Source organism: Streptomyces hesseae, assembly GCF_031845785.1.
GTDB classification, from domain to species: Bacteria; Actinomycetota; Actinomycetes; order Streptomycetales; family Streptomycetaceae; genus Streptomyces; species Streptomyces hesseae.
This window is the reverse complement of record NZ_JAVRFI010000009.1, coordinates 149,442-161,976: the sequence shown is the minus strand read 5'-3', so window position 1 is coordinate 161,976 and position 12,535 is coordinate 149,442. Positions and strand designations below refer to the sequence as shown.

Genomic DNA, 12,535 nt, shown 5'->3' with positions numbered 1-12,535 from the left:
GGGTTCACCGCACCAGCTCCCGCTCCAGCGGCGTACGGAACCGGGGCGTGACGCGTACGCCTCCCAGCCACGCGGCCAGCCGCCCGGCCTCGGCCTCGACGGCGGCGGCCGCGTCACGTCCCGTGTCCGCCAGCGCCCGCCAGACGATCTCGCCGTTCGCCCGCTGGGCCCAGCCGCCGACGATCCGGCCGTTCCACCACACCGTGGGCCCGATGTTCCCCGCGCGGTCGAAGAGGAAGGGGACGTGCTCAGGGTCCAGATACCAGTCGCGCTCCCGCCAGCCCATGGCCGTCGGGTCGAGCCCGGGCAGCAGCGCCGCCCAGTCACCGGTGGGTTCGGCGTGCTCGAGATCGTCCGGCAGCGCGAGCCCCGGCCCCCGGTCGAGCCGCACGCCCACGGCCCCCACGTCCGCCAGCGCCGCCCGCGTATCGCGCAACGACCAGCCCGTCCACCACTTCAGATCCGCCTCGGTCGACGGACCGTACGACGTGAGCCACCGCCGCACCAGCTCCGCCCGGGCCTCACGCTCGGGCATTTCGGGAACGCGGGGCGCGGGCGCCCACGCGTAGAGGCTGCTCGTCCAGGACCCACGCGGCCTGGACCGCCGCACATGCCCGTCCGACGCCAGCAGCCGCAGCACCCGGCTGCCCACGCTCTGCCGCGCCTCGTACGGCTTGCCCGGCGACATCGTGATCTTCTCCTGGAGCGCGGGCACGTCCTTGGCCAGTTCTGCCGTCGTCGCCTCCCCGCGCGCGGCGAGCGCCTCCAGCACCGCCTGCTCGGTCGCCGCGAGCCGGTGCTCGTCCCACGTCTCCCCGAGGGCCTTCAGCAGTCCGGCCCGTGCGCGCAGCGCTACGGGGCGGGCGGTGGAGTACTCCACGCAGGGGGCGGCGTCGATGCTCACGGCGAAGATCGTGCTCCGCATCGACCACAGTTTGATCAGCGTCACATCGTCGTACAGCCCCCGCTCCACCTCGGCCGGATCCGGCTCGACGAGCCGCGCGCAGGCGGACAGATAGACGGTCGCCGCGTCGGTGGCGTGCAGCCCGACGACCGCGTCCGCCACCTCCTCGACGGTGGCGGCCCGATGCGCGGGCGCGAGAAGATGCCGGCTGCCGAGCCGGGCACGACGCGCGTCGTCACTGATGCGGGGGAGGGTGCTGCTGCTCATGGGGGCGACGGTAGACGGGAAATAGGACAGATCCCGTCCTAGGGCGCGGGAAATAGGGGTGCGCAAACGCCCATGGGGCTGAGACGGTGCGCCGTATGACCGACGCGAAAACCGTGATCATCCGCCGCGCCGAGCCGGCCGACGCGGCCGGAGCCGCCGAGGTGTGGCTGCGCTCGTACGACGCCACCCTCCCGACCGTCCGCCGCGCCCACACGGACGACGAGGTACGGGCGTGGTTCCGCTATGTGGTCGTGCCCGAGCGCGAGACATGGGTGGCGGAGGGGGAGGCCGGGGCGATCGTGGGTGTGATGGTCCTCCAGGACGGCCACCTCGACCAGCTCTACCTGGCCCCGGAACACCGGGGCGAGGGCCTGGGCGACCGCTTCGTCGGGCTGGCCAAGGAACGCCGTCCCGAGGGCCTGGAGCTATGGACCTTCCAGATCAACACCCCGGCCCACCGCTTCTACGAGCGCCACGGCTTCACGGTGGCGGAGCGCACGGACGGCTCCGGAAACGAAGAACGGGAGCCAGACATTCGTTATGTCTGGCTCCCGTCGAAGAGAGTGCGCTCGGCAGGATTCGAACCTGCAACCTCTTGATCCGTAGTCAAGTGCTCTATCCGTTAAGCTACGAGCGCTCGGCGTCCCGGTGGCGTTTCCGCCGGCCGGTCGGCGTTGCGGGAACAACTGTACATGAATGTCGAGGGTGGTTTTTCCGGCGGGCGCGGGGCGGACGGGCGAAGTTCGCAAATCGGGCAAATGTCGTGAAAGTGGAAGTCCCCACCCCCTGGCGCCGTCGCGCGCCGGGAAACGCCGGAGCGATACCCAGGGCGTGCCAGGGAGTGAAGCGTCCGGCACGGGCCCGGTCGGTCGGGTGGGTGTGGGGCAATATGGGCTCATGGGCACCTTCGCTGCACACGGCGGTCTCATCGCCGGGCGGTACCGGCTGGGCCGGAAGATCGGGCGCGGCGGTATGGGCACTGTATGGCGTGCCATGGACGAGTTGTTGGCGCGCGAGGTCGCGGTCAAAGAGCTGCACGTGGACGAGCAGCCGTCCGAGCGGGAGACCCGGGCGCAGTACGGACGGATGCTGCGCGAGGCGCGCGCCGTCGCGTTGATCAGGCATCCGAATGTGATCGTGATGCACGACATCGTCGAGCAGGACGGCCGGCCCTGGATCGTCATGGAGCTGATCGACGGCCGTTCCCTGTCCGGCCTGATGTCGGCGGAGGGGCCGGTCGGCGTCCAGGAGGCGGCGCGGATCGGGATCGCGCTGCTGGGCGCGTTGCGCGCGGCGCACGCGCGGGGCGTGCTGCACCGGGACATCAAGCCGCCCAACGTCCTGCTGGAGGAGACCACCGGCCGCGTCGTGCTCACCGACTTCGGCATCGCCCAGGTCTCGGGTGTCACGACGATCACGGAGACGGGCGCGTTCGTCGGCTCGCCCGAGTACACCGCGCCGGAGCGGATGTCGGGCGGGCGCGCGGGCCCGGAGTCCGATCTGTGGTCGCTGGGCGTCCTGTTGTGCACCGTTCTCAGCGGTGAGTCGCCCTTCCACCGTGACTCGCTGGGCGGCATCCTGCACGCCGTCGTCTACGACGAGATCCGGCCGCCCGCCGCTGCCGGCCCGCTGCTCCCGGTCGTCCGCGGCCTGCTGGAGCGGGACCCGGCGCGCCGGATGGCCGCGGACGAGGCGGAGGCGCTGCTCAGGGCGTTCCTGGAGGCCGGACGGCTGCCCCCGGACCGGCTGCCCACGCGACCCGCCCTCCCGCTCGTGCCCCGCACCCCGGCGCTGTCCGGAAACCACCCCCGTACGGCCCTGATGGTGGCGCTCACCGTGGTCGCGCTGGCCGGCATGGGCGCCGGGGCGGCGGCGCTGCTGATGAAGGAGGACGGCGCGAAGAGGGGGCTCGCCGACGGGAAGCCGCCCTTCTCCGCGCCCTTGACGCCCGGCGCCTCGGCGGCGGTGTCCGTGTCGCCGTCCACGCCACCGCCGCCACCCGCCAGTGCCTCCGTCACCGCGCCCGCTGGCTATCGCTCCGTCCAGGACCCGGCGGGTTTCGCTTTCGCCGTGCCCGACGGATTCACCCGTTCCCTGGAGCCCCCGCGCGTCTTCTACTACTCGCCCGGCAAGGACTTCCGTATCGGCTTCCTCATCCAGGACGTCCAGGAGGGCGGCCCGATCACGGCCATGCGCGCCTCCGCCGCCCTCGCCCCCGACCGCTACCCCGGCTACCGGGACGGCAAGGTCGAACGGACCGAACTGCGCGGCCACCGGGCGGCGTCCTGGGAGTTCACCTGGGACGGCTTCGAGGAGAAGGAGAACAAGGCCCCGGCCGGCTCCCGGCACACCTACGACCTCGCCTGGGAGGAGGGGGAGAAGATGTACGACGTATGGGTGTCCGCCCCGGTGGGAAAGGCGGACGAGGGCAAACGGTACTTCGATACGGCGCTGGCCACTTTCGTACGGACGAGGCCCGTCTCCTCTCCCTGACAAGAGAGTTGATTACCGCCGGGTATTCAAAGCGACCCGCCCGGCATACGCTCACCCGCATGACGGACACGCAGGACACTGGAACAGTCGCCGATGGCAAGCCTGTCGCCGATGGCAAGCCGCTCCTTCATGGCGGCGCCGTCCCCGACGGCAATCCCGTCGCCCCGGCGGGCGCCCGCGTCGCGGCCGACGTCGTCACCCCGGAGCTCGTCGCCCGGCTCACGCGCGCGGTGGTGAGCTCCGGCGGCCGCACGGCGAGCCACGCCCCCTTCACCGGGCGGAAGCTGGCCGACCTGCCGGAGTCCTCGCCCGAGGACGTGACGGAGGCCTTCGCCCGGGCCCGCGAGGCGCGCCGCGCCTGGGCGGAGAAGCCCGCACGGCGCCGGGCGGCCGTACTGCTGCGCTTCCACGACCTTGTGCTCGCCCGCCAGTCCGAGATCCTGGACCTCATTCAGCTGGAGACGGGCAAGGCACGGCTGCACGCCCATGAGGAGGTGCAGGCCGTCGCCGTCGCCGCCCGGCACTACGGCCGGTGGGCCCCCGTCTATCTGCGGCCCAAGGCGCACCTGGGCGTCCTTCCCACCCTCACCCGCGTCACCGAACTGCGCGTGCCGCGCGGCGTGGTGGGCCAGATCGCGCCCTGGAACTATCCCTTCGAGCTGTCCGTCGGGGATGCCCTGCCCGCCTTCGCCGCGGGCAACGCCGTGGTGATGAAGCCCGACACCCAGACCGCGCTGACCGCCCTGTGGGCCCGTGAGCTGCTGATAGAGGCCGGGCTTCCGGAAGACGTGTGGCAAGTGGTGCTCGGCGAGGGCCCGGTCGTCGGTCCCGCCGTGGTCGCCCACGCCGACTACGTCTCCTTCACCGGCTCCACCCGCACCGGCCGCGAGGTCGCCCAGAGCGCGGCGGCCCGGCTCATCGGCTGCTCGCTCGAACTGGGCGGCAAGAACGCCATGCTGGTGCTGCGCGACGCGGACGTCGAGAAGGCGGCGGCGGGCGCGATCCGCGGCTGCTTCTCCTCTGCCGGCCAGCTGTGCGTTTCCATCGAGCGGCTGTATGTCCACTCCTCCGTGGCAAACCTCTTCTTGGAGCGTTTCGCCGCGCGCGCGAAGGCCCTGCGCCTGGGCACGGGCCTCGCCTACGGCGCCGACATGGGGTCGCTGGTGTCGCAGCGGCAGTTGGAGAACGTCACCCGGCACGTGGACGAGGCGGTGACCAAGGGCGCCACGGTCCTCGCGGGCGGCCGCCCCCGGCCGGACATCGGGCCGCTGTTCTACGAGCCGACCATCCTGGACGGGGTGGAACCACCCATGGCGGTCTGCAATGAGGAAACGTTCGGCCCGGTGGTCTCCGTCTTCCGCTTCGACGACGAGGACGAGGCGGTGCGCCTCGCCAACGCCACCCCGTACGGCCTCAACGCGAGCGTATGGACGGCGGACGGGCGCCGGGGCCGGGCGGTCGCGGCGCGGCTGCGGGCCGGCACGGTCAATGTCAACGAGGCGTACGCGGCGGCCTACGGCAGCGCCCGCGCGCCGATGGGCGGCATGAGCGACTCCGGCCTGGGGCGTCGGCACGGCGCGGAGGGCATCCTCAAGTACACGGAGGCGCAGACGATAGCCCAGCAGCGGCTGGTGCCGATGGGACCCGCGTTCGGCCTGGACGACGAGGCGTACGCACGGCTGATGACAGGCGGGCTGCGCGCCCTGAAGGCGCTCCGGCTGCGCTGAGGGGGCGATGGCGATGGCATCGGCAGAGCACGAGGGGTCGCATGAAGCGACGCACGACGCACCGCATGAGAAAACGCACGATGCCCCGTACGACTACGACGTCGTCGTCGTGGGATCCGGCTTCGGCGGTTCCGTATCCGCCCTCCGCCTGACGGAGAAGGGCTACCGCGTGGGTGTGCTGGAGGCGGGCCGCCGCTTCACCCGCGACACCCTGCCCAGGAACTCCTGGGACCTGCGGAACTACCTCTGGGCCCCCGCCCTCGGCCTCTACGGCGTCCAGCGCGTCCACCTGCTCGGCAACGTCATGGTGCTGGCGGGCGCCGGCGTCGGCGGCGGCTCGCTCAACTACGCCAACACCCTCTACGTACCGCCGAAGGCGTTCTTCGACGACCCCCAGTGGGCCGGGATCACCGACTGGGAGCGGGAACTGCGCCCGCACTACGAGCAGGCGCGGCGGATGCTGGGGGTGCGGATCAACCCGACCACCACCCCCTCCGACGTCCATCTCAAGGCGGCCGCCGAGAAGATGGGCGTGGGGGACACCTTCCACATGGCACCGGTAGGGGTGTTCTTCGGGGACGGACGGGACGGCGACGGCGAGCGCCGCGCCCGGCCCGGCGAGGAGGTGCCCGACCCCTACTTCGGGGGCGCCGGGCCGGACCGGCGGGCCTGCGTCGAGTGCGGCGAGTGCATGACGGGCTGCCGGCACGGGGCGAAGAACACCCTCTGCGAGAACTACCTCCACCTCGCCGAGCGCGCCGGAGCGGTGATCCACTCGATGACGACGGTGCTGGCCGTCACCGAGCACCGCGACGGCGGATACCGCGTCGTCACCGTCCCCACGGACCGGCGGCACGGGCGCCACCGGGCGCGCCCGCGGACGCTGCGCGCCCGGTACGTGGTGCTCGCCGCCGGTACGTACGGCACGCAGACGCTGCTGCACACGATGCGGGACAAGGGCCTGCTGCCCGGGATCTCCCCCCGGCTCGGCATGCTGACCAGGACGAACTCCGAGGCGCTGGTCGGTGCCCAGACCACCGACCGTCGCTACCGCGAACGCCACGGTGAGCGGCCCGACTTCACCCGGGGCGTCGCGATCACGTCGTCGATCCACCCGGACGCGGATACGCACATCGAGCCCGTCCGCTACGGCAAGGGCTCCAACGCGATGGGCTTCCTGTCCGTCCTCCAGGTGCCCGTCGGGACACGGGCGCCCCGGGCGGTGGCCTTCGCGGGACGGTGCGTCCGCCACCCCGTCCTGCTGCTGCGGGCGCTGTCCAACCGCCGCTGGTCCGAGCGCACGATCATCGGCCTGGTGATGCAGTCGCTGGACAACTCCCTCACCACGTACCGGAGGCCGAAGGGCCCGGGCAAGGGCCTGCTCACCGCCCGGCAGGGCCACGGCGAGCCCAACCCCGTACAGATCCCGCAGGCGGCACGGGCGGCGTCCCTCGTGGCGGAGGAGATCAACGGCTTCCCGGGCAGCAACGTCGGCGAGCTCATCGGCACACCGCTCACCGCGCACTTCATCGGCGGCTGCCCGATCGGCGCCGACGCCTCCGGGGGCGTGATCGACCCGTACCACCGGCTCTACGGCCACCCGGGCATCTCGGTCGTCGACGGCGCGGCCGTCTCCGCCAACCTCGGCGTCAACCCTTCCCTGACGATCACGGCGCAGGCCGAGCGCGCGATGTCCTTCTGGCCGAACAAGGGGGAGACCGACCCCCGACCCGAGCAAGGGCGGGCGTACGAGCGCACGGCCGCCGTCGAGCCCTGGCACCCGGCCGTGCCCAAGGACGCCTTCGCGGCGCTGCGCCTGCCGCTGCTGCCGGTGCCGAGGGTGCCGCGGGATTCCTGACGCCGGGATTCCTGACGCACTGGGCGCACGGGACACGGCGAAGGGCCCCGGGCCGCCATCGCGGGGGCGTGCGGGCGGCCACGGGGCCCTTGACTGCCGGCACCGAGGTCAGGGCAGGGTCGGTGCCGTGGAGCGGCGCCGGGGGGAGCGCCGCGGGCTTGTGGGGATGACTGAACCGGATGTCTGAACCAGATATCCGAACCGGGTCCTGCACCAGAGGTTTGAACCGGATGGTTGAACCAATGGCGGTGGGACGCAATCGAATTGGTGCGGACTTGCGGTCCCCCTTGGCATCGTGGGGGATGCGCCTCCCGGGCGCAACCGTTTCGACCGGATACGGTCGGTTCCAGGCGTCCCCGGAACCGACCGCCCCTTGGGCGGCGGCCGGGCTGCTGTCCCCTGCTGACCGGTCGCCTCGCCACCGGAGGGGGGTCCCACGACACGCGTGCTCGCGCGTCTCCCACTCCGGTGGATCCGCCCTTGTCGATGCCGGGCGCCCGGGCGAACAGGGACGGAAGCCACACGTGGATTCCAAGAGGACCGCTCCATGGCTGGTGCGGTCACCGGTATTAACGAAGATGATCAGCCGCCGGTCACGGCGCCGTACGGGTGACGGCCCCCGCCCGTCCGGCTGACGGCGCGGGCCGCTGATCCAGTCACCCGGAGTCCCTCAGACGCGGCCCCGGCACAGCTCGAGCAGGGTCATGGCCAGCGCGGTGCCCGGCCGGCCGAGCTGCTCGCGGTAGTGGCCGAGGATCTCCATCTCGCGGGAGAGATTGACGCGCCGGCCGCCGGAGCCGATGCGCTCGCGCTGGATCACCGCCGAGACGGCCATCCGCTCCTGCACGAGGCCGATGATGCGGCCGTCGAGATCGTCGATCCGCTCCCGGGCGCCGGTGATCACTCCGGCGGCCTCGGGGGTACGGGCGCCGGTGTCGGCGGGGGCGGTGGCGGCCGGGGCCGTGGCGACCGGGACGGTGGCGGCCGGGACGGTGGTGTCGGCGGTCGTGGCGATGGCGCCGAGCGCGTTCATGGTCATGTCGGATTCTCCAAAAGGGCCGGGGCCCCCGGAGGCGGACAGGTCCGGGAAAACGACAGGCGCCCCGGGCCTTGTCGGCCCGGGGCGCCTGGGAAGTCGCTTGTCAGTTGCTCAAGCAGCACGACCATGGCAGCCGGACGGGCCGGGTGCCATAGGTAAAGACGAAGGTCAGGTGCTTGCGCATGGCGCCCAGTATGGCCCGGGAACGGCCCTGTGGCCAACGCGCCCCGGGCCGGTATTCGGATGGTGAGACAAAAGGAACCCCCCGCTCCCCGGTAGAATCGACAAATACAGACCCCCTCCCGACCGCCGGAAGGCCGCTCCCGTGTCAGCAGCACCCCCCGCCGCCGCCCACGACAACACCGCGGAACCGGTGCTCGTTGTCGACTTCGGCGCGCAGTACGCCCAGCTCATCGCCCGCCGCGTCCGTGAGGCCCGGGTCTACAGCGAGATCGTCCCCAGCACGACGCCCGTCGCGGAGATGCTCGCCAAGAAGCCCAAGGCGATCATCCTCTCCGGCGGTCCCTCCTCCGTGTACGAGGAAGGCGCCCCGCGCCTGGACGATGCCCGCGCCCTTTTCGAGGCCGGCATCCCCGTCTTCGGCATGTGCTACGGCTTCCAGCTGATGGCCACGACGCTGGGCGGCACGGTCGACAACACCGGCGCCCGTGAGTACGGCCGCACCGCGATGCGCGTCAGCAAGGCCGGCTCCACGCTCTTCGAGGGCACCCCCGTCGAGCAGTCCGTGTGGATGTCGCACGGCGACGCCTGCTCGGCCGCGCCCGAGGGCTTCGCCGTCACCGCCTCCACGGACCTGGTGCCGGTCGCCGCCTTCGAGAACGACGAGAAGAAGCTCTACGGCGTGCAGTACCACCCCGAGGTGATGCACTCCACGCACGGCCAGCTGGTCCTGGAGCACTTCCTCTACCGCGGCGCGGGCATCGAGCCGTCCTGGACCACGGGCAACGTGATCGAGGAGCAGGTCGAGGCGATCCGCGCCCAGGTCGGTACCAAGCGCGCGATCTGCGGCCTGTCCGGCGGCGTGGACTCCGCCGTGGCCGCCGCCCTGGTGCAGAAGGCCATCGGCTCCCAGCTGACCTGCGTCTATGTCGACCACGGCCTGATGCGCAAGGGCGAGACCGAGCAGGTCGAGAAGGACTTCGTGGCCGCCACGGGCGTCCAGCTGAAGGTCGTCGACGCGCAGGAGCGATTCCTTAGCGCGCTCGCCGGCGTCTCCGACCCGGAGACCAAGCGGAAGATCATCGGCCGGGAGTTCATCCGCGTCTTCGAGCAGGCGCAGGCCGAGATCGTCGCCGAGGGCGCGGCCGACGGCGAGGACGTCGCGTTCCTCGTCCAGGGCACGCTCTACCCGGACATCGTCGAGTCCGGCGGCGGCACCGGCACCGCCAACATCAAGTCCCACCACAACGTGGGCGGCCTCCCCGAGGACCTGGAGTTCGAGCTCGTCGAGCCGCTCCGCCAGCTCTTCAAGGACGAGGTCCGCATGGTCGGCCAGGAGCTCGGCCTGCCCGCCGAGATCGTCCAGCGCCAGCCCTTCCCGGGCCCGGGCCTCGGCATCCGCATCGTCGGCGAGGTCACCCAGGAGCGCCTGGAGCTGCTGCGCGAGGCCGACGCCATCGCCCGCGAGGAGCTCACCGCCGCCGGCCTCGACGCCGAGATCTGGCAGTGCCCGGTCGTGCTGCTCGCCGACGTCCGCAGTGTGGGCGTGCAGGGCGACGGCCGTACATACGGCCACCCGATCGTGCTGCGCCCGGTCTCGTCCGAGGACGCCATGACGGCGGACTGGACGCGCATGCCGTACGACGTGCTGGCGCGGATCTCCACGCGCATCACGAACGAGGTGCGCGACGTCAACCGCGTGGTGCTGGACGTGACCAGCAAGCCGCCGGGGACGATCGAGTGGGAGTAATCCCCACGCGATGACAAACGGCCGTGCCGCCCCTCCTCATGTGGAGTGGGCGGCACGGCCGTTTCGCTGTCTATACGTCGTGCTTCCAGTGCGGAATGCTGGTGGATCCACGCCAGTGAGAGGAGACGTTGTGCCGCACATAGACGTGGGGAACGACGCGCCCGGGATCATCGGCCTGATGCGGTTCCGCCCGGAGACCGCCGCTCCGCTGAACGACCTGGCGGACGCCCTGCTCCGCACCCCCGGCCCGCTCTCCCGGGGCGAGCGCGAACTGATCGCCTCCTATGTCTCGCACGGCAACGGCTGTGCCTTCTGCACCGGCGGCCACTCCGAAGTCGCCGCCCGCGAACTGGAGGGCGGCATGCCGGCCGTCCGTCGCGTCCTGGACGACCACGACTTCTCCGGCCTCCCGGAGAAGATCGGCGCTCTGCTCGCCATCGCCGGCCTTGTCCGCAAGGGGGGCAAGGAAGTCACCGAGGAGGCCGTGGCCGCCGCCCGCAAGGCGGGCGCCACGGATGTGGAGATCCACGACACGGTGCTGATCGCGGCGGCGTTCTGCATGTACAACCGCTACGTGGACGGCCTGGCTGCTCCCCTTCCGGCGGACCCGGCGTCGTACGGGCGGCAGATGGCGGACCGGGTCGTCGCCCACGGCTACGCGAACGGGCCGGGGGCGCGACGCGCTTGACCTGGTCGCACGTCGGTGCCGTCGCTCATTCGTTTGGGTGGCGGCGCCGAAGTTTGCGGTGGGTACGCTGACCGTACGGCCGAGAATCCCGTCCATGGGAGGAACCATGACCGCTGAGCCCGTGCACCACTGGCCGGTGCCGCCGCAGGACGGGTACACCGTGGACGACCTGCTGACGCTGCCCGACCTCCCGCCGCACACGGAGTTGATCGACGGGAGCCTGGTTTTCGTGAGTCCGCAGCGTGACTTTCACAGCATCGTGATCGACCTGCTGGCGAGTGGTCTGCGACGCACTGTGCCGCCCGAGCTCAAGGTCCGGCGCGAGATGGTGGTAGTGATCGACAATCGAAATGGTCCGGAGCCGGACGTCTGTGTCCTCCGGGCCGGGGCGGTACGGAGTACGAAGCAGACCTACTACCAAGTCAGGGATGTGCTGTTGGCGGTCGAGGTGGTATCCCCGAGCTCCGAGTCCAGGGATCGCGACACCAAGCCGCACAAGTACGCGGCCGCAGGCATCCCCCACTTCTGGCGAGTTGAGATGGCCAGTACAGACGAGCGGCCGGTCGTCGAGGTCTTCGAGCTCGACAAGGAGGCGCGTGCGTACGTGCCGATGGGCACCTACCGGGACACGCTCAAGCTCGCGGTCCCCTTCGACATCGACATCGATCTGACGGAGATCGACCAGTTCTAGCGCGGGCTGACGCACAAACCCTGGCCTCCTCCTATACCCGGCGGTAGCTTCCGTGCCACAGTCATGGATAACGGAGGAGGCCCGTCATGCCCGAGGCCAGTGCCAGCGCCCCCGCCCCCATCCCCACCGACCAGCTCCACTTCGCCATGCCCCCCAAGCATGACTCCGTCGAGGACGAGCGGCGGTACCGCAAGGAGCGGCTGGCCGCCGCGTTGCGGCTGTTCGGGCGGTTCGGGTTCGAGGAGGGCGTCGCGGGACACATCACCGCGCGGGACCCGGAGTTCACCGATCACTTCTGGGTCAATCCGTTCGGCATGTCCTTCAAGCACATCACCGTCGGCGACCTGATCCTGGTGAACCACAAGGGGCAGGTCGTCCAGGGCCGCCACCACGTCAATCAGGCGGCCTTCGCGATCCACTCGCAGATCCACCGTGCCCGCCCCGACGTCGTCGCCGCCGCGCACAGCCACTCCACCTACGGGCGCGCGATGTCGACCTTGGGGGAGCTGCTGGAGCCGATCACCCAGGACGTCTGCGCGTTCTACCAGGATCACGCGCTCTTCGACGACTACACGGGCGTCGTGGTGGACGAGGAGGAGGGGCGGCGCATCGCCTCCGCCCTCGGGCCGCACAAGGCGGTGATCCTCCGCAATCACGGGCTGCTGACCGTCGGCGACTCGGTGGACGCGGCCGCGTGGTGGTTCATCACGATGGAACGGTCCTGCCAGGTGCAGCTGGCGGCGAAGGCCGCCGGGAAGCCCGTGCTCATCGACCCCAAGAGCGCCGAGCACACCCGTGACCAGCTGGGGAGCGACCTGGTGGCGTGGATCAACTACCAGCCGCTGTATCAGCAGATCACCCGCAGTGAGCCGGACCTGCTGGACTGAGCCGGACTGGGCCGGGCTGAGCCCGGCTCGGCCACATCGAGGGCCCGGCCG

General features: G+C 71.3%; 10 protein-coding genes and 1 tRNA gene. 8 read left to right on the top strand and 3 right to left on the bottom strand.

Features of this window, described 5'->3' with window-relative positions; all coding sequences use genetic code 11:
- Positions 1 to 4 precede the first annotated feature (4 nt).
- Complete coding sequence (locus RM609_RS16700; protein ID WP_311611674.1) at positions 5 to 1,171, bottom strand: winged helix DNA-binding domain-containing protein; 1,167 nt, start codon at positions 1,169 to 1,171, stop codon at positions 5 to 7.
- A 95-nt stretch (positions 1,172 to 1,266) separates the two neighbouring features.
- Between RM609_RS16700 and RM609_RS16695 the strand changes: the two genes are divergently transcribed.
- A complete protein-coding gene (locus tag RM609_RS16695) occupies positions 1,267 to 1,770 on the top strand; it encodes a GNAT family N-acetyltransferase (RefSeq protein ID WP_311611672.1) in 504 nt (167 codons plus the stop codon).
- Here RM609_RS16695 and RM609_RS16690 read toward each other — a convergent pair.
- Positions 1,736 to 1,808, bottom strand: a tRNA-Arg gene (locus tag RM609_RS16690). The two genes, RM609_RS16695 and RM609_RS16690, sit on opposite strands and share 35 nt — an antisense overlap.
- A gap of 260 nt (positions 1,809 to 2,068) precedes the next feature.
- Here RM609_RS16690 and RM609_RS16685 point away from each other — a divergent pair.
- The 3 genes from RM609_RS16685 to RM609_RS16675 are packed head-to-tail and all read left to right on the top strand — an operon-like array spanning position 2,069 to position 7,249.
- Entirely contained in the window at positions 2,069 to 3,664 is a 1,596-nt protein-coding gene (locus tag RM609_RS16685) for a serine/threonine-protein kinase (RefSeq protein WP_311611670.1), read from the top strand.
- A gap of 59 nt (positions 3,665 to 3,723) precedes the next feature.
- Positions 3,724 to 5,391 carry a succinic semialdehyde dehydrogenase gene (locus RM609_RS16680; RefSeq protein ID WP_311611668.1) on the top strand — a complete coding sequence of 556 codons (1,668 nt, stop codon included), beginning with the start codon at positions 3,724 to 3,726 and terminating at the stop codon, positions 5,389 to 5,391.
- Between the two features lie 13 nt (positions 5,392 to 5,404).
- Positions 5,405 to 7,249 carry a GMC oxidoreductase gene (locus RM609_RS16675; protein WP_311611667.1) on the top strand — a complete coding sequence of 615 codons (1,845 nt, stop codon included), beginning with the start codon at positions 5,405 to 5,407 and terminating at the stop codon, positions 7,247 to 7,249.
- Positions 7,250 to 7,919: 670 nt separating this feature from the next.
- On the opposite strand, the gene RM609_RS16670 is transcribed toward RM609_RS16675, so the two are convergent.
- A complete protein-coding gene (locus tag RM609_RS16670; protein WP_438828459.1) occupies positions 7,920 to 8,288 on the bottom strand; it encodes a chorismate mutase in 369 nt (122 codons plus the stop codon).
- A gap of 325 nt (positions 8,289 to 8,613) precedes the next feature.
- Between RM609_RS16670 and guaA the strand changes: the two genes are divergently transcribed.
- The 4 genes from guaA to RM609_RS16650 all read left to right on the top strand — a co-directional run bounded on the left by guaA (position 8,614) and on the right by RM609_RS16650 (position 12,484).
- Positions 8,614 to 10,218: a glutamine-hydrolyzing GMP synthase gene (gene guaA / locus RM609_RS16665; protein ID WP_311611665.1), complete on the top strand. Its 1,605-nt coding sequence runs from the start codon at positions 8,614 to 8,616 to the stop codon at positions 10,216 to 10,218.
- Between the two features lie 130 nt (positions 10,219 to 10,348).
- Positions 10,349 to 10,906: a carboxymuconolactone decarboxylase family protein gene (locus RM609_RS16660; protein ID WP_311611664.1), complete on the top strand. Its 558-nt coding sequence runs from the start codon at positions 10,349 to 10,351 to the stop codon at positions 10,904 to 10,906.
- Between the two features lie 106 nt (positions 10,907 to 11,012).
- Positions 11,013 to 11,597 carry a Uma2 family endonuclease gene (locus tag RM609_RS16655; RefSeq protein ID WP_311611662.1) on the top strand — a complete coding sequence of 195 codons (585 nt, stop codon included), beginning with the start codon at positions 11,013 to 11,015 and terminating at the stop codon, positions 11,595 to 11,597.
- Between the two features lie 86 nt (positions 11,598 to 11,683).
- Positions 11,684 to 12,484: a class II aldolase/adducin family protein gene (locus tag RM609_RS16650; protein WP_311611661.1), complete on the top strand. Its 801-nt coding sequence runs from the start codon at positions 11,684 to 11,686 to the stop codon at positions 12,482 to 12,484.
- Positions 12,485 to 12,535 lie beyond the last annotated feature (51 nt).

Excerpts from the sequence above, each read along its gene's own strand:
- RM609_RS16700 (WP_311611674.1), bottom strand. The coding sequence starts at position 1,171 with ATGAGCAGCAGCACCCTCCCCCGCATCAGTGACGACGCGCGTCGTGCC.
- RM609_RS16695 (WP_311611672.1), top strand. The coding sequence starts at position 1,267 with ATGACCGACGCGAAAACCGTGATCATCCGCCGCGCCGAGCCGGCCGAC.
- RM609_RS16685 (WP_311611670.1), top strand. The coding sequence starts at position 2,069 with ATGGGCACCTTCGCTGCACACGGCGGTCTCATCGCCGGGCGGTACCGG.
- RM609_RS16680 (WP_311611668.1), top strand. The coding sequence starts at position 3,724 with ATGACGGACACGCAGGACACTGGAACAGTCGCCGATGGCAAGCCTGTC.
- RM609_RS16675 (WP_311611667.1), top strand. The coding sequence starts at position 5,405 with ATGGCATCGGCAGAGCACGAGGGGTCGCATGAAGCGACGCACGACGCA.
- RM609_RS16670 (WP_438828459.1), bottom strand. The coding sequence starts at position 8,288 with ATGACCATGAACGCGCTCGGCGCCATCGCCACGACCGCCGACACCACC.
- RM609_RS16655 (WP_311611662.1), top strand. The coding sequence starts at position 11,013 with ATGACCGCTGAGCCCGTGCACCACTGGCCGGTGCCGCCGCAGGACGGG.
- RM609_RS16650 (WP_311611661.1), top strand. The coding sequence starts at position 11,684 with ATGCCCGAGGCCAGTGCCAGCGCCCCCGCCCCCATCCCCACCGACCAG.